We start from the raw sequence: 23,713 nt of genomic DNA on the forward strand, positions 1-23,713 counted from the left end.
GCCTCAGTCGGCCGACCAGCCGCAGATGCCGCACTCGCCCGTCGCCGACACCTCGACGAAGCAGTTCGGGCACATCGCCCGCTGCCGTTCCGGGATGACGGGCTTGGCGGGGCGCCGCTCGGCTGCGGGGCGCGACGCCCGTGCGCGGGTCGCCGGCGTCGTGGCCGGCTCCGGCCGGCGCTGCGCCTGCGGGACGTGTGCGGCGCAGTAGAACCGCACGTAGCCGTCGTGGTTCTTGGGGTGGCGGTGCTTGAAGGCCCACAGCTCGGTGCGCGCAAGCGGCTCGGAATCCGCCCCGCACGTGAAGCACCGCGTCGGCTCGCCAGGAACGACGTCTGCGACGAGGACCGGGGTCTCGAAGGGGACGGCGTCCCGCCAATCCGATGACGCGACGATCCTCATGCTGTTCCCTCCCGCCGGGGCGAGCGGTGGCCGCCCGACATTCCACCGTAAGCGACGTGCGGCCCGCTCGGGCAATCGCGGGATGACGACCGGGTGGCGAACGGATGCCGCGACCCCGCGATCCCCTCCGGGGTACGCCATCCCGCGGGCGCGCGAGCGCCGCCGCACGACTGCCCGTGCAGCGGCGGCCGGTGCCGGGGGTCAGACGGTCTGGCCCGAGTGCGTGCCTTCAGCGATCTCTTCGACGACCTTGGCGTTGAAGGCCGGCAGGTCGTCGGGCGTCCGGCTCGACACGAGTCCCTGGTCGACCACGACCTCCTCGTCCACCCACGTCGCACCCGCGTTGCGCAGGTCGGTCTTGAGGCTCGGATAGCTCGTCAGCGTTCGACCGCCGACGACGTCGGCCTCGACGAGCAGCCAGCCGCCATGGCAGATCACGCCGACAGGCTTGTGCTGCTCGAAGAACGCCCGGCCGAACGCGACGGCGTCCACGTCCATCCGCAGGTGGTCGGCGTTCACGACGCCGCCGGGAAGCACGAGCGCGTCGTACTCGGCGGCGTCCGCCTGCGACGCCGAGACGTCCACCGACTGCCGGTGTCCGTTCTTGCCCTCGATCTCGCCGCCCTCCGGTGCCACCATCACAGCGGTAGCGCCGGCAGAGGTGACGGCCTCCCAGGGGGAGGTGAGCTCACTGTCTTCGTATCCGTTCGTCGCGAGGAACGCGACCTTCTTTCCGGTGAGATCAGTCATGGCCGCCACGTTACGTGCGGCACCGTTCTCCCCAGAGGGGCTTGACAGTCCAGGCCGGCCCTAGGCTGGCGCGGTGAGCACCGACGTCCGTCTCGGCGCCGACGGCCGCGCGCGCTGCGCGTGGGTCGGCGACGACCTCGAGTACGCCCGCTACCACGACGAGGAGTGGGGCGTCGCGCTGCACGGCGACAGGGCGCTGTTCGAGAAGATGAGCCTCGAGGGCTTCCAGGCCGGTCTGTCGTGGATCACGATCCTGCGCAAGCGACCGCGATTCCGCGAGGTGTTCGCCGGCTTCGAGCCCGAGGTCGTGGCCGCATTCGGCGAGGGTGACGTCGCGCGGTTGATGACGGATGCCGGCATCATCCGCAACCGCGCCAAGATCGAGGCCACGATCTCCAACGCCCGCCTGGTCGCCGACCTCGCGCCGGGAGAGCTCGACGAGTTCATGTGGTCGTTCGCACCGGCATCCCACCGCCGTCCCCTCAGCTTCGCGGACGTGCCCGCCACGACCGCCGCGTCCGACGCGCTCAGCAAGGCGCTGCGCAAGCGCGGGTTCCGGTTCGTGGGGCCGACCACGATGTACGCGCTCATGCAATCGGCCGGGATGGTCGACGACCACGTCGAGGGGTGCTGGCGGGCGTAGGCCACCCCCGCGGCGGGGACGCCCATTCCGGGGCGCGTGGAGGACCTTGACAGCAGGTCGGCCCGGGGCCATCATCCGGTCATGGGGAGTGGGGCGCGGCGCGCTCTGGGGGCCGCCGTCGCAGCATGCATGCTGCTATGTGGATGCACGCCGATTCGTGTCGTCGATCCGGACGCGACGGCGCCGCCGTCACCCTCACCGAGCCCTTCGGCCGGCACGGCGGCATGGCGCACGTCGTCCGAACTGCCTGAGGTCGTGACGTTCGCCGCCGGTGACGGCCTGCGCTCGGGGCCATGGCGCGTGGGGTGGAATCACACACGCCTGTGGGGCGGCGGCTACACCTACGTGCTGTCGACCGGAAGTCAGGACGAGGGACTGTGGAACTACACGCAGACGTCGACCGGATGCGACATCCTCCTGATCCAAGATCACGACGTCGACGACAGCGACGATCTGACCGCGTCGGACGCCGCACTGGCTGTGTTCAGCGAGGTGGATCCCACGTCCTTCGGCGATCTCGTCTTCGAGAGCACGGCGAGCATCTCGGGCACGCCGTCGCGGCTGCAGTTCCACTCCATCGCCGCCACTCGGGAGGGGACGGGCGAACATGCTCTCGTGCATTCGACGCGCGTGCTGGTGACCGCCGACACCGAGCTGTCGATGAGGATCGAGTGTCCCGAAGGCGCGGACGCCATCGCGGCGGCGAACCTGCTGCTCGACGACCTGACCGTCGACGTCCGACGCCCCGACGATCCTGTCGACTTCGAGGCGACCGCCGGACATGTGCCCGACGAGTCCGTCTGGCAGGACTCCGCGCTCGTCGAAGGCGCGTGGACACTCACCACGCCTGACGACGGGGGAGCCTGGGGTTACACGTCCTCTGACGGGGACTGCACCGTCGACTTCCAGCAGATGCGCCTTGACGAGACCGACCGCGCGGCGCCCGACGACGAAGTCGCGACAGACCGGCTCGTCGCGTGGTGGGTCGGCTGGCCTGAGGAGGAGGTCGCCGCGGCAGGGGAGGACGGGTACCTCGGCTACGGTCCGCCGTCCAACCGCATCCTCTCGGCCCGCGCGCTGGAGGGCGACGACGGCGCGCGGAACTGGGCACTGATGGCGCGGGCATTCCGGCAGCCCGGTCTCGCATTCTTCGTCGACGTGTGGTGTACCCAGCGGAATGCCGCCGATGCCCTCGAAGAGATACTCGGCAGCGCGTCCGTGGTCCCTCCCGGCTGGTGACCGGGAGCGCTGGCGGGCCGCCCGTTGACGCGTGATGCGTGATGCATGATGATCGATGCATGCGCACCACTCTCACGATCGACGACGACGTGCTCGCCGCGGCGAAGCAGTTCGCGGACGCGCGGGGCATCACGCTCGGCGAGGCCGTGTCGCAGCTGGCCCGGGCGACGCTGACCGAGCGGCAGCGCCACGGCGGCACCCGCAACGGCATCGTGCTCCTGCCCACGCCGCCCGGGGCGGGACGCGCCACCCTGGACGACGTCAACGAGCTGCGGGACGACTCCGCGTGACCCGCCACCTGCTCGACGTGAACGCGGTGATCGCGCTCATCGACCCCCTGCACGTGCACCACGAGCGCGCGCACCGCTGGTTCGCGTCGCGCGGCGGCGCGCCGTGGCACACCTGCCCGCTGGTGCAGAACGGCGTCGTCCGGGTCGTGAGCCACCCGAAGTACTCCAACAGCCAGCCGGCGCCGGTCGTGCTGGCCAGCCTCGCGAGCCTCGCCGCGCGAGAGGACCATGCGTTCCTCCCCGACACCGTCAGCCTGCTCGACAGCTCCGTCCACACCGAGCGGCTGCTGGCCAGCTCGCAGGTGACCGACACCTACCTGCTGCACCTCGCGGCCTCGAACGACGCGCTGCTGGCGACCTTCGACACCCGCATCGTCACGTCGGCGGTCCCGTCAGGGGCGACGGTGCTCTTCCCGATCCCGTAGCCGACCGGGCGTCCGGGCGCCCGTTCTCCCGGGTTTGGGGCGCACCCCGGACGTTCGGGGCGCACGCAGCGCGCCCCGAACGGTCGCGACGCGCCCCAAACCCGGAAGAGGGGCCAGGGCGCGGCCACCTGAGCCGCGGCATCCGTCTCCCGTCCTTTCCGGGTTTGGGGCGCACGCCGCGCATTCGGGGCGCACGCCGCGCGCCCCGAACGGTCGCGGCGCGCCCCGAACCCGGTGGCGACCCGGGACCGAGCAGGATCGAGGAAGCGGGGTGTCCGGGTCGCCCGGCATACTCGTGCGCATGGCATCCCATATCGCTGACTCGCATGAGGTCATCCGGGTGGTCGGCGCGCGAGAGAACAACCTCAAGAACGTGTCGGTCGAGATCCCCAAGCGGCGGCTCACCGTCTTCACCGGCGTCAGCGGCTCGGGCAAGTCCTCGCTCGTCTTCGGCACCATCGCGAGCGAGTCGCAGCGCCTCATCAACGAGACGTATCCGACCTTCGTGCAGCAGTTCATGGGACAGCTGAGCCGACCCGAGGTCGACGCGCTCGAGAACGTCAGCCCGGCGATCATCGTCGACCAGGAGCGCATGGGCTCCAACGCCCGCTCGACGGTGGGCACCGCGACGGACGCGCACGCGATGCTGCGCCTGCTGTTCAGCCGCATCGGCGTGCCGCACGTCGGCTCGCCGCAGGCCTTCTCGTTCAACATCCCGTCCGTGTCGGGCGCCGGTGCCATCACCCTCGAGAAGGGCGGCAAGAAGGTCAAGGAGCGCCGGTCGTTCGAGATCACGGGCGGCATGTGCCCACGCTGCGAGGGTCTGGGCGAGGTCAGCGACGTCGACCTGGACGAGCTCTACGACAAGACGAAGTCGCTCGCCGACGGGGCCCTGAAGATCCCGGGCTACAGCGTCGACGGGTGGATGGTGAAGGGGTTCACCGAGTCCGGGTTCGTCGACCCCGCCAAGCCGATCCAGGACTACACCGAGCAGGAGCTCGCCGACTTCCTCCACAAGGAGCCGACGAAGGTCAAGATCGCCGGCATCAACATGACCTACGAGGGCCTGGTGCCCAAGATCACCAAGTCGATGCTGCAGAAGGACCGCGACTCGCTGCAGCCGCACATCCGCGCGTTCGTGGATCGCGCCGTGAAGTTCATGCCGTGCCCCGGCTGCGGAGGCACCCGGCTCAACGAGGGCGCCCGCTCGTCGAAGATCGACGGGACCAGCATCGCGGATGCCGCGGCCATGCAGATCACCGATCTGGCGACGTGGCTCGACACGGTCGACGATCCGTCGGTCGCCCCGCTCATGGCGGGACTGCGCCAGACCATCGCCTCGTTCATCGACATCGGCCTCGGCTATCTCTCGCTGGACCGCGCGTCGGGCACGCTGTCGGGCGGCGAGGCACAGCGCACCAAGATGATCCGGCACCTGGGCTCGCCTCTCACCGACATCAGCTACGTCTTCGACGAGCCCACCGCGGGTCTGCACCCCCACGACATCGCCCGGATGAACCGTCTGCTGCAGCAGCTGCGCGACAAGGGGAACACCGTCCTGGTCGTGGAGCACAAGCCCGAGGTCATCGAGATCGCCGACCACGTCGTCGACCTCGGCCCCGGAGCCGGCCGCGCGGGCGGCGAGGTGCAGTACGAGGGCGACGTCGCCGGTCTGCGCGCCTCGGGCACCATCACCGGGCGCCACCTCGACGACCGCGCGCGCCTGAAGGCGACGACCCGACCGGCGAAGGGCGCGCTCGAGATCCGGGGGGCGACCCAGCACAACCTGAAGGACGTCGACGTCGACATCCCGCTCGGCATCCTGACGGTCGTCACGGGGGTCGCCGGGTCGGGCAAGTCGTCGCTCATCCACGGCAACGTCCCGGCGTTCGACGACGTCGTGGTCGTCGACCAGTCGCCCATCAAGGGCAACCGACGGTCGAGTCCGGCGACCTACACCGGCATCCTCGACACGATCCGCTCGGCCTTCGCCAAGGCCAACGGCGTCAAGCCCGCCCTGTTCAGCGCGAACTCCGAAGGCGCCTGCCCGGCGTGCCGGGGTCTCGGCGTCATCATCACCAACCTCGGGTTCACCCAGACGGTCGAGACGCTGTGCGAGCTGTGCGACGGCACCGGCTTCAGCGACGAGGTGCTGGAGTTCACCCTCGACGGGAAGAACATCGCCGAGGTGCTGGCGATGTCGGCGGCGGAGGCATCCGTCTTCTTCTCCAAGGGTCCCGCCCACACCACCCTGACCCGCATGATCGACGTGGGGCTCGGCTACCTCACCCTCGGGCAGGCGCTCAACACGCTGTCGGGCGGCGAGCGGCAGCGGCTCAAGCTCGCCATCTCGATGGCGAAGAAGGGCGCGATCTACGTGCTCGACGAGCCGACGACGGGCCTGCACCTGGCCGACGTCGAGAACATGCTCGGGATGCTCGACCGCCTCGTCGAGGCCGGCAACAGCGTCATCGTCATCGAGCACCACCAGGCGGTGATGGCCCACGCGGACTGGATCATCGATCTCGGCCCTGGTGCCGGGCACGACGGCGGCGCGATCGTGTTCGAAGGGACGCCCGCCGACCTCGTCGCGTCCGCGGACACCCTCACCGCCCACCATCTGCGCGAGTACGTCGCCGCCGTACGCTGAGTCCGCCGGAGGGTGGGTGATTGTCCCCATCGGTAGCCTCTGACCTGGGCGATTAGCATCGACACGATGGCACTGCCCGTCCCATCCCCGTGGTGGCTCGGGTTAGGCTGAATCGTCCCCAGGTCTTCTGTGTGAGCGCCCGATGCCCCACGTCGGGTCCCGACGCCACGTAAAGACGCACGACACCCCGGAGGAGGCCGAGGTTCGATGAGGTCTTTCGCATGGCTTCGTGCGCGCCCGCGCGCATTCGCGTCCGCAGGCGCCGTCACGGCCGCCGCGGTCACGCTGACCACCCTCGCCTTCGTCTACCAGGGCGTTCCCACCACCGAGGTCGACCTCCACGACGGCGGTGTCTGGGTCACCAAGCAGTCGAGCCTCATGGTCGGCCACTTCAACCACGAGTCGCAGGTGCTGGACGGCGGGCTGCGCACCACGAGCGACGACTACGACATCCTGCAGTCCGGCTCGGACGTCCTCCTCGTCGACAGGGCGAACTCCGCCGTCAGCGTGATCGACCCCGGCATGGTCGCCCTCGCGGGGGCAGCAAGCCTGCCGGGTGACGCCGAGGTCGCCCTGGGCGGGTCTACCGTCGCCATCCTCGACCGCGCGTCAGGAGACATCTGGGCGCTCCCCGTGGAGGGCGCGGGCACCTTCCAGATCGAGGGCTCCGACCCCGTCGCCAATGCCGGCAAGGGAGCGGACGTCGCGGTCGGCGTGGACGGCGTCGTCTACGCGGCATCCTCCGAGACCGCCGAGCTCATCACAATCCGCCTGGGGACCGACGACACCCCGGAGGAGCCGGTGCGGACCGGCCTTCCCGGCGTCGACGAGAAGGCGGAGCTGACGGTCACGGCCGTCGCCGACAAGCCCGTGGTGCTCGACGCGGCGACCGGCACGGTCATCGTGGACGGTCGCGAGACCCTCGTCGAGGGCGGTCGCAGCGCCGTGCTGCAGCAGCCGTCCGCCGCGGCGGACGCCGTCTCGCTGTCGACCGAGTCCGCGTTCCTGCGCGTGCCCCTCGACGGCTCGGAGCCGACCGCGATCCCCGCGGGCGGCGAGGGCGCGCCCGCGGAGCCGGTGTGGCTCGAGGGCTGCGGCTACGCGGCATGGACGGGTTCCGGCCGCTTCGTGCGCGACTGCGCGGGTGAGGCGGACGACCTCACCGTCGACATCGAGGGCGTCGAGCCGACGTCCCTGCTGAAGTTCCGCGTCAACCGCGACGTCGTGGTGCTCAACGACATCATCGGCGGCGCCACCTGGATGGCCGCGGAAGACATGCAGCGCGTCGACAACTGGGACGAGATCACCCCGCCCGAGGGCGAGACCGAAGACACCGAGCAGACGACCGAGGAGACCACCGAGACGGTCCTGCCGGAGCGGTCCGAGGTCAACACCCCGCCCGACGCGAACGACGACGACCTCGGCGTGCGACCCGGGCGCACCACGATCCTGCCCATCATGGACAACGACAGCGACCCCGACGGCGACGTGCTGACCGCGCGGGTGCTGGAGGGCGGTCCCTCGGTCGGCGAGGTGCAGTCGATCGACAACGGCCGTTCGCTGCAGATCGCCGTACCCGAGGACGCCTCCGGGTCGGCATCCTTCACCTACGAGGTCTCGGACGGCCGCGGCGGCACCGACACCGCGCGGGTCTCCCTCGCGGTGCGCGGCTGGGACGTCAACGCGGCTCCCGAGCAGAAGCGGGTCACGACGGTGGCCGTCGAGGCCGGCGGCACGATCACCTACAACGTGCTGCCCGACTGGATCGACCCCGACGGCGACGACATCTTCCTCGGCTCGGTCACCCCCGCCGAAGGGGACGAGGCCGACTACACGTCCGACGGCCGCATCACCTATCGTGCCGTCGGCGGCACGCAGGGTCGCAAGGACGTCGAGATCACGGTGTCCGACGGCTCCGACGTCGCCGTGGGCATCATCCGCTTCGACGTGCGACCGGTCGGTTCGATCGACCCGGTCACCAACGCCGACTACATCGCCGTGCGCGCGGGGCAGACCGCGACCGTCGCGCCGCTGGCCAACGACGTCGGCGCCGGCCGCGAGCCGCTGCGCCTCGCCCGGGTCGATCCGGTGTCGGGCGCCGACATCGTTCCGGACTACGCCAACAAGACCTTCACCTTCCGCTCCTCGGCTCCGGGCACCTACTACGTGCAGTACATGGTCGCGGCGGGCGCCGCGGGCGTGCCGGGCATCGTGCGCGTCGACGTGCTTGCCGAGGGCGAGACCGACCTCCCGCCCGTCGCGGTGCGCGACGTCGCCCTTCTGCCGAGCGGCGGGGAGGTGCTCGTGAACGTGCTCACGAACGACTCCGACCCCTCCGGCGGCATCCTCGTCGTGCAGTCCGTGACGGTCGAGCCGAACTCGGGCATCGCGGTGGCCGTGCTCAATCACGAGACGCTCCGCATCAGCGACCAGGCCGCGCTCTCGGAGCAGGTGCGGATCTCGTACCGCATCTCCAACGGATCCAAGTCCGCCGAGGGCGACGTCATCGTCATCCCGATCCCGGCGCCGTCGCAGCTGCGACCGCCCGTGGCCAACGACGACCAGGTCGTGGTGCGCGCCGGCGACGTCGTGACGATCCCCGTGCTCGACAACGATTACCACCCCAACGGCGACACGATCCATGTCGCGCCCGACCTCGTCCCGCCCCTGGTCGAGCCCGAGGACGGCGAGATCTTCGTCTCGCAGGACACCGTCCGCTTCCGAGCCTCGGACGAGCCGGGCACGGTGTACGCCACGTACGAGGCGGTGGACAGCACGGGTCAGAAGGACGCCGGCTACATCACCATCCAGGTGCTGCCGGTGGACGCCGACACCAACGCCGCCCCGCGCCCGCGCGACCTGACGGCCCGCGTGCTCGGCGGCAGCCGCGTCCGTATCGCCGTGCCCCTGGACGGCATCGACTCCGACGGCGACTCCGTCGAGCTCATGGGCCTGGCGTCGTCGCCCGGCAAGGGCCGCGTCGTCGAGACCGGCTCGGACTACCTCATCTACGAGGCGTTCGACGAGACCGCGGGGGTCGACACCTTCACCTACCGCGTGCGCGACCGCCTCGGCGCCGAGGCCACAGCGTCCATCCGCGTCGGCATCGCCCCGCCAGAGGGCGTCAACCAGGCGCCGTACGCCGTCAAGGACGCCGTCGTGATGCGTCCGGGGCGCGCCGTCGCCGTGCCCGTGCTCGCGAACGACTCCGACCCGGACGGCGATGAGTTCGGCCTCGTCCGCGACGGCCTGATCCTCCCCGACGTCTCGGGTCTCAAGGCGAAGGTGGACGGCAACCGGGTGGTCGTCACATCGCCCTCCGAGCCGGTGGAGACGTCGCTCCAGTACACGATCCGCGACGCGCGCGGCGCCGAGTCGAAGGCGGTGCTGCAGATCACCGTCGCCGAGGACGTCCCGCTGCAGCGGCCGATCGCGCGGGACGACTACGTCCGCGCCGCCGACGTCGAGGACGGCGTCGTCGACCTCGAAGTGCTCGCGAACGACGAGGATCCGGACGGCACGGTGGACGACCTCGAGCTCACCGTCGACGACGCTGACTCGCGCGTCCTCTCGGACGGCACCGTGCGCATCACGCTCGGCGACCGCGGTCGCCTCGCCGGCTACACCATCACCGACCGCGACGGGAACGAGGCATCCGCCTTCATCCACATCCCCGCGCTGTCGTCGCTGCCGCCCACGCTCGTGAGCGTGAAGCCGGTCGAGGTCAAGAGCGGCGAGACGGTCGAGCTCTCGCTGGACGAGCACGTGCGCGCCGCAGGCGGGGGCCCCGTCATCATCACCGAGGCGGCGAAGGTCACCGCGGCCCACAGCGACGGCTCGTCTCTGGTGAAGGACCAGACGACGCTCGTCTACACCTCCTCCGCGGGCTACTTCGGCCCCGACGCGATCACCTTCGAGGTGACCGACGGATCGGGTCCCGACGACCCCGAGGGCCGCAAGGCGACGCTGACGCTGCCGATCACGGTGCTGCCGCCCGAGAACCAGCAGCCGACGTTCGTCAACGGGCAGATGGACGTCGCGCCCGGCGAGGACGCGGCGGTGCTCGACCTCGCGGGCCTCACGACCGACCCCGACCCCGAGGACGCCGACAAGCTGCGGTTCGAGATCGTCGGCGGGTCGCCGAGCGGCATGTCGGCGCAGATCGAACGGGGCGAGCTGCGCGTGAGCGCGGCGGCCGACACCAAGAAGGGAACCGCCGCGACGATCGAGCTGCGCATCACCGACGGCACGACCGATCCCATCGAGGGCTCCGTCAGCGTGCGTGTCATCGCATCGACGCGCGAGCTGCCGACCGCGAACGACGACATCGTCGACGAGGCGCACCAGGGCAAGACCGTCTCGGTGCCCGTGCTCGGCAACGACGTCAACCCGTTCCCCGAGACGCCCCTGAAGATCACCACGGCGGTCATGGAGACCGGCCAGGGCGACGCGGAGGTGTCGGGCAGTGAGGTCCGGGTCACTCCCGACGCCGAGTTCTTCGGCACGATGGTCGTCCGCTACCGCGTGCAGGATGCGACCGGCGACCCCGACCGCGAGGTCGAGGGGCGCATCCGCCTGACGGTGCAGGGCAAGCCCGACGCACCGGGGACCCCGGTCGTCTCGAGCGTGCAGGATCGCACCGTCGTGCTGTCGTGGACGCCGCCGGCGAACAACGGCGCCGAGATCGAGCGCTACCTCGTGAGCTCCACCGCAGGAAACTACGAGAAGGAGTGCCTCGCGACGACGTGCACGCTCGACGGCCTGACCAACAACGTCGAGTACAACTTCGTCGTCGTCGCCGAGAACCGCGTCGGCCCGTCCGACCCGTCGGCACCGTCCGAGACCGCGCGTCCCGACGCACGGCCCGACACCCCGGCGGCCCCCGCGCTGCAGTTCGGCGACCAGAGCCTCACTGTCTCGTGGGTCACCCCCACCACGCCCGGTTCGCCGGTCGAGAAGTACTCGCTCGAGATCTCGCCGGCTCCGCCGTCGGGGATCAGCCAGAAGACCGACGTCGTCGGCAACTCGCTGGTGTGGGACGGACTGCAGAACGGCGTCGCGTACCAGGTGCGCGTGCAGGCGCACAACCGCGCGCCCGAGCCGTCGAGCTGGAGCCCGTGGTCGGTGAGCGAGATCCCGGCCCGCGCGCCCGACGCGCCCGGTGCGCCCTCGGTCAACCGCCTCGACCCGGTCGGCGACCAGGCGCAGCTCGAGGTCGTGTGGAACCCGCCCGCCGACAACGGCGATGCCATCTCGGGCTACGAGCTGCAGGTGATGCAGGGCTCGTCCGTCGTGCGGACGATCACCGGCATCCCCGGTTCGCAGACCCGCCAGGCCGTCAACGTCACCACCTCGACGACGGACTACACGTTCCGCGTCCGCGCCTCGAACAAGGCCGGCTGGGGCGAGTGGGGCGCGTCCTCCGCTCCGCGCCGCGCCTTCGGCGTGCCGGGCGCCCCGACGAACGTGCAGGCGACGACCCCGCGCGGCGACAGCACCATCGACGTGACGTTCACGCCCGCTCCCGGAAACGGCGCGAACGCCGGTGAACTGCAGTACGAGTACTCGCTCAACGGCGGCGGATGGCAGGCGTTCAGCGGCCGCACGATCGGCGGCGTCAGCAACGGCACGACGTACACCGTGCGTCTGCGGGCGTACACCGCGATGGACGGCGTGCGCTACAACGGCGACCCGTCGGCACAGTCGAACGGAGCGGTCCCGTACGGACCGGTGCGCAACCCCGGTGTCTCGGCGACGCGCGACGGCACGAGCATCACCTTCCAATGGAGCGCACCCGCCGAGAACGGTCGCAAGATCACGCAGATGCAGATCCGCATCGACGGCGGCGGCTGGCAGAACGTGGCGAACAACGGCTCGCGCACGAACAACTACGGCTACAGCGAGCGCCACACGATCGACGCCCGCGCGCAGGACGCCGAAGGCCAGTGGAGCAACGTCGTCTCGGATGCCGCCACCACCGTCGATCGTCCGCGGCCGACCGCGCAGACGGTCAAGGGCGCGTCGGGGAGCTGGAGCGACTGCGGGTCGGCATCGTGCGCCTATATGGCTGTCGACGTGACGAACTTCCCGGCCGGCAACTACGCGCTGCGCTGCAACGACGGCAACAGCTCGTGGGGTGGCGGCAGCACGACGTGGGTGCCGGAGAACGGCCGGGCCCGAGCGAACTGCTACCACGGCTACCCCGGCGCCCGCGTCTGGGTGACCATCGTGGGCTGGGGCGACGCCGCGCCGATGAACTGGTACTAGCCGCGGCATCCGCCATCACCACTTCACGCAACGAGAGAACGAGACGAACATGACGATGACCCCCGAACAGGCGGCCTGGTTCCAGGGCACCTTCTCACGCCTGGTCGACAACGTCGACCAGGCCCTGATGGGCAAGCGCGAGGTCGTGGGACTGGTGCTCTCTGCGATGCTCGCCGAGGGCCACGTGCTGCTCGAGGATGCCCCGGGCACCGGCAAGACGAGCCTTGCGAAGGCGCTGGCCGCCACCGTGCAGGGCACGAGCAGCCGCATCCAGTTCACGCCCGACCTGCTCCCCTCGGACGTGACGGGCGTCACGATCTACGACCAGGCCTCGCACCGCTTCGAGTTCCACCGCGGTCCGGTCTTCGCCTCGATCGTCCTCGCGGACGAGATCAACCGCGCGTCGCCGAAGACCCAGTCGGCGCTGCTGGAGGTCATGGAGGAGTCGCGGGTCACGGTCGACGGCGTCGCGCACGATGTGGGCCGCCCCTTCCTGGTCATCGCGACGCAGAACCCCATCGAGCAGGCGGGCACCTACAAGCTCCCCGAGGCGCAGCTCGACCGCTTCCTCGTGAAGACCTCGATCGGGTACCCCGACCTCGCGGTGGCCGAGCGCATCCTCGCCGGTGCGGCCGACCGCAACCCGTCGGCGCACCTGCCCGCGATCATCACCACGGGCGCCGTCGCCGACATGGCCGACCTCGCCGGCACGGTGCACGTCGACCCCGCCGTGCTCCGGTACACCGCGCAGCTCGCCGAGGCCACCCGCAACGACCCGGCCACACGCCTGGGCGTCTCGGTGCGCGGCTCGCTGGCGATGATCCGCGTCGCCAAGGTGTACGCAGCGGCGCAGGGCCGCCACTTCGTGCTGCCCGATGACATCAAGGCGCTCGTGGCTCCGGTGTGGACCCACCGCATCGTGCTCGACCCCGAGGCCGAGTTCGCCGGCACGACGGCCGAGGCGGTCGTCGCGCGCGTGCTCGACGCCGTCGCCGCGCCGCAGGCGAGGTCCGCGGCCTGATGGCGACGGAGGCACTCGGGCAGGCGACGGCCGCGGAGGATCGGCGGGCGCAGTACGGCGAGCTGGCGCTCGCGGTGCTGCGGCCCGCCGGTGCGGCGCTCGGCCGCGTCTTCGGGGTCGTGCGCCCCGCCGCCTGGGTGCTGAGCGCCGGCGCCGTCGCGCTGTGGATCGCGGGGCAGGCGCTCGGGTGGTGGGAGCTGACCGTGGCTGCGGTCGTGGTCGCCGTCGTACTGCTGCTGTGCCTGCTGTTCCTCATCGGCCGCACCGCGTACGACGTGTCGCTCGACCTCAACCGCACGCGGGTCGTCGTCGGGGAGCGCGCCGTGGGGGCGCTGACGCTCGCCAACACGGGGTCCCGCGCGATCCTGCCGTCGCGCGTGCTGCTGCCCGTGGGCAACGGCCGTGGCGTGTTCGACGTCGACCGGCTCGCGGCCGGCCAGTCCGCCGAGGAGCTCTTCGCCATCCCCACCTCCCGCCGGGCGGTGGTGAAGGTCGGTCCGGTCAGCGTCGTGCGCGGCGATCCGCTCGGGCTATTCGAGCGCGTGCACCGCCGCGACGAGCCCGTCGACCTCTTCGTCCATCCGCGGACCGTGCTCTTCGACGGCCAGTCGCTGGGCTTCCTCCGCGACCTCGAGGGGCTTCCCGCCACCGATCTCTCGCCCGACGACGTCTCGTTCCACGCCCTGCGCGAGTACCAGCCCGGCGACGACCTGCGCCACGTGCACTGGAAGTCGACGGCGCGCACCGGCCGCATGATGGTCCGCCAGTACGAGGAGACCCGTCGCTCGCACTTCGTCATCGGCCTGTCCACGAGCCCCGCCGACTACCGCGACGACGAGGAGTTCGAGCTCGCGATCTCGGCAGCCGGGTCGCTGGGCCTGCGTGCCCTCCGCGACTCCCACCGCGTCGAGGTGCGGGTGCAGGAGCGCGCGCTGCCGTCCGGAACGGGCAAGCAGTTCCTCGACTCGCTCTCGGCGCTGGAGAAGTCCAAGCCCCGGGCCGGCGGCATCGTCGAGCTCGCCGGGTCGGTCGCCGCGACGCTGCCGCTGGCGAGCGTCGTCGTGCTGGTATGCGGCAGCCGGGTCGGCACCGGCGACCTGCGCACCGCGTGCAGTCGCCTGCCGTTCGGTGCGCGTGCGCTCGCCGTCGTGGCGGCCTCCGCCGCGGCATCGCCGACACTGCGCCGCATCGGCGATGCGGACGTCGTGACGCTCGGAGCGCTCGAGCAGCTGCCGAACGCGCTGCGGAAGGTGCTCGCATGACCGCCCCCGCGCCCCTGCGCCCCCGCCGCTCCCGCGCGGAGCGCCCGGAGCCGGTCGCCGCACCGGTCGCCGCGCGGGCGTCGCGAACCGCGCGGCCGGAGGCCGAGGCGCTCCCGGTGCGCCGCTGGGTGCTCGACCTCGGGGCGGTGCTCGCCCTCCTGCTGGTGCCGATCATCGGGTTCCAGCCGACCTTCGACAGTCCGCTGTACCTTGTGGCGGCGCTGGGCGGACTGGTGCTCGGGGTGGCCCTCGCGGTGCTCGGAAGGCTGCTCCACTGGGGCATCCTGCTCATCGCGGCCGCGACCGTCGTGGTGTACTTCCTGTTCGGCGGCGCCCTCGCCCTGCCGCACACCACCGTCGCCGGCGTCATCCCCACCCTGGAGACGATCCGCCTCCTCGGGCTCGGCACGTTCATGTCGTGGAAGCAGCTGCTGACCACGGTCGCACCCGTGGCGACCGACGGCGGACACCTCATCGTGCCGTTCCTCCTCGCGCTCGTCGCCGCAGTCCTGACGGCATCGCTGGCGTTGCGCCTGCGCAGCGCCGCGTGGGCGCTCATCCCGGCCGCCGCCTTCCTCGCGATCGAGATCGCGCTGGGCACCTCCGAGCCCATCGTGCCGGTCGTGCAGGGCATCGTCTTCGGCCTGGTGGCCGTGGCGTGGCTCGCCGTGCGACAGGCGTGGCAGCCCCAGACGGCGGCGATCTCGGTGGGCGAGGGCTCGGCAGCGCGGGGCGCCGGCGTCCGCCGGCTGCTGATGGGAGCGGCGGTGATCGCGATCGCCGCGCTCGTCGGCGTGGCCACCAGCGCTTTCGCCGCACCCTCCTCCCCCCGGTACGTGCTGCGCGACGTCGTGATCCCGCCGTTCGACATCCGCGAGTTCCCGAGTCCCCTGCAGTCGTTCCGCGCGTACGTGCGCGATCACCCTGACGAGGCGCTCTTCACCGCGCGCGGTCTGCCGGAAGGTGCGCGCGTGCGCCTGGCGACCATGGACGCCTACAACGGCACCGTCTACAACGTGTCCGACTCGGGCACCGGCAGCTCCAGCGCTTTCACGCCTGCTCGCACGAACATGTCCGCCGACGTCGAGGGCACGCCGGCGACGGTCCACGTCGAGATCGGCGCGCTGGAGGGGGTGTGGATGCCGGAGGCCGGCGCCGTCCGCAGCGTCACGTTCGACGGCGACCGGGCCGACGACCTCCGCCGCACCGCGCACTACAACGAGTCGACCACGACCGGTGTGGTGACCGCCGGTCTGCAAGAGGGTGACGAGTACACCCTCCAGGCCGTCATCCCCGAGGTCCCGAGCGACGAGCAGCTGGGCGACCAGTCCTTCGCGCCGCTGAAGATGCCCAAGCAGGAGGGCGTGCCCGAGTCCCTCGCCGAGATCGCGGCGGAGGCCGTCGCAGAGGCCGAGACGCCCGTCGAGCAGGCCCGCGCACTTCAGCAGATGCTCTCGGAGGGCGGCTACTTCAGCCACGGCCTCGCGGGCCAGCCTCTCTCGCGGGCGGGCCACGGCGCCGAGCGCATCCAGACGCTCCTGGGATCGCAGCAGATGGTCGGCGACGATGAGCAGTATGCGACGGCGATGGCGCTGCTGGCCGGTCAGCTCGGCATCCCCGCGCGGGTCGTCATGGGCTTCTACCCCGCGGAGGACGAGGCGGCGGAGGGCTCCTTCACGGCCACCGGCGACACCCTGCACGCCTGGGTCGAGGTCGCGTTCGAGGACGCCGGCTGGGTGCCGTTCGATCCCACCCCGCCCGACGACCAGGTCCCGAGCGACCAGACGACCAAGCCCAAGGCCGACCCCAAGCCGCAGGTGCTGCAGCCGCCGCCTCCGCCGCAGGAGCAGGTGGACCTGCCGCCCACCGTCGCCGACGACCGCGGGTCCGAGGACGAGAACGGGTTCGATGCGGCGCTGCTGTGGACCATCGTCACCATCGGCGTCGGCGTGCTCGGCATCCTCGCCGTGCTGCTCGCCCCGTTCATCGTCATCGGTGCGCTGAAGGCGGCTCGCCGCCGTCAGCGCCGCGAGGCCGCTCGCGCCGCGGACCGCATCTCGGGCGGCTGGGACGAGCTCGTCGACAGGGCGTCCGACTACGGCGCTCCGGTGCGCGCCGGATCGACCCGTCAAGAGGACGCGGGCGTGCTCACGGCGGCGCTGGCGGAGCCGCGCGTGGCGACGCTCGCCACGCGGGCCGATGCCCAGGTGTTCGGCCCGGTCGAGCCGACGCCCGATGACATCGAGGCGTTCTGGACGCAGGTCGACGAGATCGTCGGCGGCATGGGCAGCGGAAGATCGCTGTGGCAGCGCCTGCGGGCGCGGCTCAGCGTCCGCTCGCTCCTGGAGGGCACGCGGTTCGAGCTGCCTGCGCGGGTGCCGCGCACCGCGTCGCGTCCGCCGGAGGCGGCGGCATCCTCCGGGCCGGCGGCCGCGACGGCGGACGACCCGACGGCGACCGCCGCCGACAGGCCGTCGACGCGCGCATCCCGCCGCCGTGCCGACAAGTCGCGGGGTGCATCGGAGCACTCCGCCCGCCCCGCACAGGAGTCCGAATGACCGTGAGTCCGCCCGGCGACGCCCCCTCGGGCACCATCGGACGCCGCGTCGGGGCGTTCGCGATCGACATCGCCCTCGCGTATCTCGTCGCCGGCGTGATCGTCGGCATCGTGGCCGGTGTCACGGTCGCCCTCGCACGCGCCCTGCAGCCCGACGAGCTCGCGGCGGTCATGCTGTTCGCCTGGTCGGGCCTGGTTCTGCTGCTCCTCGGGTGGTGGCTGGTCTACTCCGGGATGCAGGGCGGGCACGGTTCCATCGGACAGCGTCTGCTCGGCCTGCGGCTGGCGGACGCGGGCTCGGGGGAGCCGATCGGCTTCTGGCGCGCCGTGTGGCGCAACATCGTCTTCGGGCTGGCCGGATCGATCGTCGTCGGCTACTTCACCCCGCTGTTCGACGCGTCTGCGCGCCGGCAGGGCTGGCACGACATGGCCTCCGGCGCGGTCGTCGTCGACGTGCGCGCAGCCCGCGCCGCCGGCTCGGCCGCCTCCCGCCGGCCGACCGGAGCGCCGGCGGCCGCCGGCATCCCGAGCCCCGTCCCGCCGGCACCCGCGCTGCCGATGCCGGCGCCGGCGAGCCCACTGCTCGACCGCACCGCGACGGCCTCGCCCGCCTGGCCGCCGGCGACCGCGTCCGCCACGCCGGGATGGCCGTCCGCGTCCGCCGTGCCGGGATGGCCGCCCGCCACCGCGTCCGCTGCGCCGGCGCGGCCGTCGGCGACCGCCGACCGCTCCGCGGCGCCCCCGCTGTCCACCGCCCATCAGCCGACCGGGCCGGTCGCCGACCTGTCGTGGCTGTTCCGCGGCGAGGAGGCAGCGCCCGCGCAGCCGGCCGCCACGCGTGCGGAGCCCGTCGACGCGTTCCCGAGCGTCACGACGCCGTTCCCCGCCGCGACGACCACCGAGCCGTTCGGCGCGGCCGTCCCACGCGGGCTCTCACCGGCGGTGACGACCGACGCGCGCCCCGCGCCGCAGCCGGCCATGGCGGCCGCGGGTACGACGGTGCTGGCGTGGGCACCCGCCGACGACGTGGACGCCACCCGCGCGGCCGTGCCGCCGCCCGCGCAGCGCGCCGCCCTGTACGCCGATGCCCCCGTGATCGCGGTCCTCACGTGGGACGACGGCACGCGGATGGCCGTCTACGGCCGGACTCTGTACGGCCGCAACCCCGCGTCCGAGCAGGGCGCCGTCGCGATCGCGGTGCGCGACGAGACGCTGTCCCTGTCGAAGACGCATTTCGAGATCGGCGGCGACGTCGCAGGCGCGTGGATCGCCGACCGTCATTCGACGAACGGCACCACGCTCGTGCGCGACGGCAGCCGCATCCCGCTCGTGCCCGGCCTGCCCACGTCCCTCCGTGCGGGTGACAGCCTCGAGCTCGGCGATCGCCGCGTCACGGTGGGAGCAGGCCGATGACCGCCGCGGCGACCCCGATCACGCTGGCCTTCGGGGCGGCGACCGATCCCGGGCTGCGACGGCGGATCAACGAGGACTCGTACCTCGCCGCCGCCCCGCTGTTCCTCGTCGCCGACGGCATGGGCGGACACAACGCGGGCGAGATCGCCAGCGCGACGGTGATCCACGAGTTCGCCGCGCTCGTGGGCCGCGAGAGCCTCGCCATCGACGACGTCCACACCGCCGTGGCGACCGCTCGCCGCCGCGTCGCCGCGCTTCCGGCGGGCGGGGGCGCGGGCGCCGGCACCACGCTGGCCGGCGTTGTCGTCGCCGACGTCGACGGCGAGGGGTACTGGCTGGCGGTCAACCTGGGCGACTCGCGCACCTACCGCCTCAGCGAGGGCCGGCTCGAGCAGGTGAGCGTGGACCACTCGGTCGTGCAGGAGCTCGTGGACAGCGGCGAGCTCGCCGCCGACGCCGCGCAGCGCGATGCGCGTCGCAACGTCATCACGCGCGCGATCGGCGCCGGCAGCGACGCCGATCCGGACTACTGGCTCATCCCCGCCGAAGACGGCGACCGCATCCTGGTCTGCTCCGACGGGCTCTCGGGCGAGCTCGAGAAGGACGCGATCCACGGCATCCTCCTCGCCGAGCCCGATCCGCAGGCGGCGGCCACGCGGCTCGTGCACGAGGCCATGGTGCGCGGCGGGCGCGACAACATCACGGCCATCGTCGTCGATGCGCTCTCGGTGCGCAGCCGCGCGAACCGGTCGGTCGAACACGATACGGTGCCGGTGAGCGCCCCCACCGCTCCCGTCGTCGACATCGACGGAGACACGCTGCCGCGCGCAGCGGTCACAGGAGGTCTCTGATGCCGACGCTGTACGCACCCGGCGCCACGCCGGTCGCCGTCACGACGCGCGGGTTCGCCGCGCTCGAAGCGGGCGCCTCGGCGGCGCTGCTCGGGCGGATCCGGTCGCTCCTCGCCGACGGGCGCGGCCTCGGCGGCGTCATCGAGGCGCTCACGGGCGCGTACGGCGCCTCGCTCACCGCCATCCCCGGCTTCGCCGTCGCGCTCGTGGAGGGCGAGAGCGTCCGCGTCGCCGTGCGCGGCGACTTCGCGTTCGAGGTGGCCGCGGGAGCGGCCGAGCGCGTGTCGGGCGCCGGTGTCACGACGTGGACCGAGCGCGTGATCCCCGCGGTCCAGCGCGTCACGCTCACCTCGTCCGAGCCGGATGCCGCGCCCGCCGAGTTCGAGATCGCCGACGGCATCGTTCTCGCCGGAACCATCGTCTGGGATGCCGCGCCCGTGCGCTCCGTCGCGGCCGCGGCCGCCGACGCGCCGGCCCCCGCCGACGCGCCGGCCCCCGCCGACGCGCCGGCTCCCATCGAGGCGCCGGCTCCCACCGCCGCGCCCGCTCCCGCCGACGAGCCTCGGCTTGCCGCCGACGCGCCCGTTGCCGGCCGCCGTGACGAGCCCGAGGGCCAGGACGATCCGGCCGAGCCGGGCCCCGACGCCGAGGAGGAGCCCGCCGCGCCGGCTCCGGGCCCGCGGCGCGCCGCGCCCCCCGCTGTCGCGGCGGCATCGGGCATGCTGATCGACTCGAGCTCCGTGCCGTCGGTGGCGGACGCCGAGACGCTGCTGCCCTTCGACTCCGCGCTGCACCCCGTCGCGGTGCCCCCCGGTGCACCGGACACCGCCGGCGCCCAGCCTGACGACTCCGACGACGCCGCGGGCTTCGACGCCGAGGTCGGCGCCACCGTGCTGCGACCCCTCGACGAGCCGGGTTCGCCCCGCGACGCCACCGCGGGCGTACCCGGCGTCCCCGCGCCCGTGCCGGGCATCCCGGCCCCCGTCCCGGGCGTCCCTGCGACCGTGATCGGCGACCACGACGGCGCCACCATCTCCCTCGCCCAGGCGCGGGCGCTGCGCGCCGGTGCGTCCGAGGACGCGGCGGGCGCGGCATCCGCTCTCCCGGCCGATTCGGCCCCGGCGCCGCTGGCCCCGCCCCGTCCGCCCGCGCCCGGCCGCGTGCGGCTCTCGACCGGCCAGGTCGTCGCGCTCGACCGCACCGTCGTCATCGGCCGCCGTCCGCGCTCGACCCGCGTCAGCGGCACCGACCTGCCCCACCTCGTCGCCGTCGACAGCCCGCAGCAGGACATCTCCCGCAGCCACGTCGAGCTGCGGGTCGAGGGCGAGAGCATCGTCGCGACCGACCTGCGCACGACCAACGGCACGACGCTGCTGCGGTCCGGCGCCGATCCGGTGCGGCTGCACCCGGGCGAGGGGACCGTCGTCGTCCCGGGCGACGTGCTCGACCTCGGCGACGGCGTGACGGTCCACATCGAGGAGCCGTCGTGAGCGCCAAGCGCGCGCCGATGGCGCCGCCGGACCTCCCCGGCTTCACGTACGTCGACCTGCTCGGCTCCGGCGGCTTCGCCGACGTGTACCTGTACGAGCAGCAGCTGCCGAAGCGGCGCGTCGCGGTCAAGGTGCTGCTCACCGAGCGCATGTCCAGCGGGTCGGTCGAGGAGTTCACCGCCGAGGCCAACGTCATGGCGATGCTCTCGACCCACCCGGCGATCGTCACGATCTACCAGGCGGGCGTCGCCGGCGACGGCCGGCCGTACCTCGTCATGGAGTACTGCCCGCGGCCCAACCTCCAGGTGCGGTACCGGCGGGAGGCGTTCTCGATCGCGGAGTCGCTGCGGGTCGGGGTGCAGGTCGCGGCGGCGGTCGAGACCGCACACCGCGCGGGGGTGCTCCACCGCGACATCAAGCCGGCCAACATCCTGGTGACGGAGTACAACCGGCCGGCGCTGACCGACTTCGGCATCGCCTCGACGACGAGCGCCGCCGCCGAATCGGCGGGACTGTCCATCCCGTGGTCGCCGCCGGAGTCGTTCGCGGACGTACCCCGCAGCGATCCGCGTTCGGACGTCTGGGCGCTCGGGGCCACCGTGTACACCCTGCTCGCCGGCCGCTCGCCGTTCGAGCTGCCCGGTCAGCGCAACGGCGCCGCCGAGCTCATCCATCGCATCGAGTCCCAGCCGCTGCCCGCCCTCGGCCGCGCTGATGTACCGGCGTCGCTGCAGCGCGCGCTCGAGCGGGCGATGGCCAAGAACCCGGCCGATCGGCACGAGAGCGCGCTCGCCTTCGCCCGCGCTCTGCAGACCGTCCAGATCGAGCTGTCGCACTCGGTGACGCCGATCGACATCCTCGACGACCAGCTTCCCGAAGACATCGAGGCCGACGAGGACGACGGACTGACGCGGGTGCGCGGCGTCGTCAGCATCAGCCCCGAGACCGCGCCCGCCGCGGGGGCGACCCGCCCCTCGGCGAAGACGGCACCGAGCGCCGGATACGCCCCGGTGTTCGAACCGGCTGCGATCGACACCGAGACGGTGCTGCGCGCGACACCCGCGGCGGCCTTCGAGCAGACCGTCCGCCGCCGGAGCCCGGGGGAGGCGCTTCCCGACGAGACGATCCTGCGGGCACCGGCGGCACCGCCCGCGGCATCCGTCCCCGTGCCGGCGCCGACCGCGTTCGAGACCGTCGCCGCGCCGGAGGAGGTGACGGGCACGGATGCCGCGCCCCGGCGTCCGCGCACCGGGCTGTGGATCGGGCTCGGCGCCGTCGCCCTCGTCATCGTCGCGGTGATCGTGGCGGTCTCGCTTCCCGGCATGCTCTCCGGGACGGGCCCGTCCACGAGCGAGCCGACGGCCTCGTCGCGCCCGCAGGACCCGATCGCGGCGATCGTCCCGCCGGTCGAGCAGGTCACGGGCACGCCGGTCGAGGGCGGCGTGAGATTCACGTGGACCAACGCCGATCCGCAGGACGGCGACTTCTACATCGTCGAGATCGTCGACCTCGCCGACAGCACGCCCGTCGTCGAGACGGTCGAGACCGCTGAGATCACCGTGCCCGCCGCCGCATCGGGTCAGACCTGCGTCGACGTCACGCTCGTCCGCGCCAACGGCACGCAGCAGCAGGATCCCGAGAAGACCAGGGGGTGCACGCCATGACCGTCGCGGAAGCCGACGCGCTCACCGTCGAGTTCGCCGGCGAGGAGTTCTCGGTCGAGCCCGACACGGTGTTCACGGTGGGCCGCGAGGGCGACCTCGCCATCGACGACAACCTCTTCCTGCATCGCAACTTCCTCACCATCCAGAACGTCGACGGCCTGTGGCTGCTGTCGAACGTCGGATCGCGGCTGTCGGCCACCGTCACCGACTCCGGTGGGCGGGTGCAGGCCTGGCTCGCACCCGGTGCGCGCCTTCCGCTCGTCTTCGCCGCGACATCCGTCATCTTCAGCGCCGGTCCGACGACGTACGAGCTCACGATCCACGCGTCGGAGCCGACGTTCCGCGAGTCGCAGCCCCCGGCCGACGACGAGGGCCTCAGCACCATCGGCGAGGTGCCGCTCACCCACAGTCAGCGCGTCATGATCCTGGCTCTCGCCGAGCCGGTGCTGCGACGCGACGGGACGGGCATGAGCGAGCTGCCCACCTCGGCGCAGGCAGCCGAGCGCCTGGGCTGGACGCTGACCCGCTTCAACCGCAAGCTCGACAACGTGTGCGACAAGCTCGACAAGATCGGCGTGCCCGGCATGCGCGGCGGGGTGCGCTCCTACGCCACCAACCGCCGGGTGCGCCTCGTCGAGCACGCGATCGCCGCGCGCCTCGTCACCCGCGACGACCTCCCGCTGCTCGACATCGAGCGCGAGGACTCGCGCAACGGCGTGAGCGGGAACGCGGACGACGACGCCTGATCCGCCCGCCCGGCGATCCCGCAAGCGGCGCGCCGCAGCGTCG

General features: G+C 72.4%; 16 protein-coding genes. 14 read left to right on the forward strand and 2 right to left on the reverse strand.

Annotated elements, in window-relative coordinates; all coding sequences use genetic code 11:
* Positions 1–3: 3 nt before the first annotated feature.
* Both ACFRAL_RS03125 and ACFRAL_RS03130 read right to left on the reverse strand, forming a co-directional pair.
* Complete coding sequence (locus ACFRAL_RS03125; RefSeq protein ID WP_378879615.1) at positions 4–402, reverse strand: glucose-6-phosphate dehydrogenase; 399 nt, start codon at positions 400–402, stop codon at positions 4–6.
* Between the two features lie 201 nt (positions 403–603).
* Positions 604–1,152, reverse strand: a complete 549-nt coding sequence (locus ACFRAL_RS03130; RefSeq protein ID WP_378879618.1) for a type 1 glutamine amidotransferase domain-containing protein — start codon at positions 1,150–1,152, stop codon at positions 604–606.
* A gap of 73 nt (positions 1,153–1,225) precedes the next feature.
* Between ACFRAL_RS03130 and ACFRAL_RS03135 the strand changes: the two genes are divergently transcribed.
* The 14 genes from ACFRAL_RS03135 (at position 1,226) to ACFRAL_RS03200 (ending at position 23,670) form a co-directional block, all read left to right on the forward strand.
* Complete coding sequence (locus ACFRAL_RS03135; RefSeq protein WP_378879621.1) at positions 1,226–1,795, forward strand: DNA-3-methyladenine glycosylase I; 570 nt, start codon at positions 1,226–1,228, stop codon at positions 1,793–1,795.
* A 255-nt stretch (positions 1,796–2,050) separates the two neighbouring features.
* Positions 2,051–3,034, forward strand: a complete 984-nt coding sequence (locus ACFRAL_RS03140; RefSeq protein ID WP_378879624.1) for a hypothetical protein — start codon at positions 2,051–2,053, stop codon at positions 3,032–3,034.
* A gap of 59 nt (positions 3,035–3,093) precedes the next feature.
* The gene (locus ACFRAL_RS03145) at positions 3,094–3,324 is read left to right on the forward strand and encodes a hypothetical protein (protein ID WP_336393853.1); all 231 of its coding nucleotides are present in this window, start codon (positions 3,094–3,096) and stop codon (positions 3,322–3,324) included.
* Positions 3,321–3,749, forward strand: a complete 429-nt coding sequence (locus ACFRAL_RS03150; RefSeq protein ID WP_336393852.1) for a TA system VapC family ribonuclease toxin — start codon at positions 3,321–3,323, stop codon at positions 3,747–3,749. The genes ACFRAL_RS03145 and ACFRAL_RS03150 overlap by 4 nt, the downstream gene beginning before the upstream one ends.
* Positions 3,750–4,050: 301 nt before the next feature.
* Complete coding sequence (locus ACFRAL_RS03155; protein WP_378879628.1) at positions 4,051–6,399, forward strand: ATP-binding cassette domain-containing protein; 2,349 nt, start codon at positions 4,051–4,053, stop codon at positions 6,397–6,399.
* A gap of 207 nt (positions 6,400–6,606) precedes the next feature.
* On the forward strand, positions 6,607–12,666 hold the full coding sequence (locus ACFRAL_RS03160) for an Ig-like domain-containing protein (RefSeq protein ID WP_378879631.1): 6,060 nt from the start codon (positions 6,607–6,609) through the stop codon (positions 12,664–12,666).
* 49 nt (positions 12,667–12,715) lie between these two features.
* Positions 12,716–13,687, forward strand: coding sequence for a MoxR family ATPase (locus tag ACFRAL_RS03165; protein ID WP_336393849.1), 972 nt, complete (start codon positions 12,716–12,718; stop codon positions 13,685–13,687).
* A complete protein-coding gene (locus ACFRAL_RS03170) occupies positions 13,687–14,949 on the forward strand; it encodes a DUF58 domain-containing protein (RefSeq protein ID WP_378879635.1) in 1,263 nt (420 codons plus the stop codon). The genes ACFRAL_RS03165 and ACFRAL_RS03170 overlap by 1 nt, the downstream gene beginning before the upstream one ends.
* Positions 14,946–17,507, forward strand: a complete 2,562-nt coding sequence (locus tag ACFRAL_RS03175; RefSeq protein WP_378879636.1) for a transglutaminase family protein — start codon at positions 14,946–14,948, stop codon at positions 17,505–17,507. The genes ACFRAL_RS03170 and ACFRAL_RS03175 overlap by 4 nt, the downstream gene beginning before the upstream one ends.
* Positions 17,504–18,919 (forward strand): RDD family protein, encoded by a 1,416-nt coding sequence (locus tag ACFRAL_RS03180; RefSeq protein ID WP_378879639.1) that lies wholly within the window; start codon positions 17,504–17,506, stop codon positions 18,917–18,919. The genes ACFRAL_RS03175 and ACFRAL_RS03180 overlap by 4 nt, the downstream gene beginning before the upstream one ends.
* Positions 18,916–19,770, forward strand: a complete 855-nt coding sequence (locus ACFRAL_RS03185; protein WP_378879642.1) for a PP2C family protein-serine/threonine phosphatase — start codon at positions 18,916–18,918, stop codon at positions 19,768–19,770. Before ACFRAL_RS03180 ends, ACFRAL_RS03185 begins: the two co-directional genes overlap by 4 nt.
* The gene (locus ACFRAL_RS03190; protein WP_378879645.1) at positions 19,770–21,260 is read left to right on the forward strand and encodes an FHA domain-containing protein; all 1,491 of its coding nucleotides are present in this window, start codon (positions 19,770–19,772) and stop codon (positions 21,258–21,260) included. The genes ACFRAL_RS03185 and ACFRAL_RS03190 overlap by 1 nt, the downstream gene beginning before the upstream one ends.
* Positions 21,257–22,924: a serine/threonine-protein kinase gene (locus ACFRAL_RS03195; protein ID WP_378879648.1), complete on the forward strand. Its 1,668-nt coding sequence runs from the start codon at positions 21,257–21,259 to the stop codon at positions 22,922–22,924. The genes ACFRAL_RS03190 and ACFRAL_RS03195 overlap by 4 nt, the downstream gene beginning before the upstream one ends.
* Positions 22,921–23,670, forward strand: a complete 750-nt coding sequence (locus tag ACFRAL_RS03200) for a hypothetical protein (protein WP_336393842.1) — start codon at positions 22,921–22,923, stop codon at positions 23,668–23,670. Before ACFRAL_RS03195 ends, ACFRAL_RS03200 begins: the two co-directional genes overlap by 4 nt.
* Positions 23,671–23,713 lie beyond the last annotated feature (43 nt).

This window comes from Microbacterium sp. NPDC056736, assembly GCF_042790415.1.
Classification (GTDB): Bacteria; Actinomycetota; Actinomycetes; order Actinomycetales; family Microbacteriaceae; genus Microbacterium.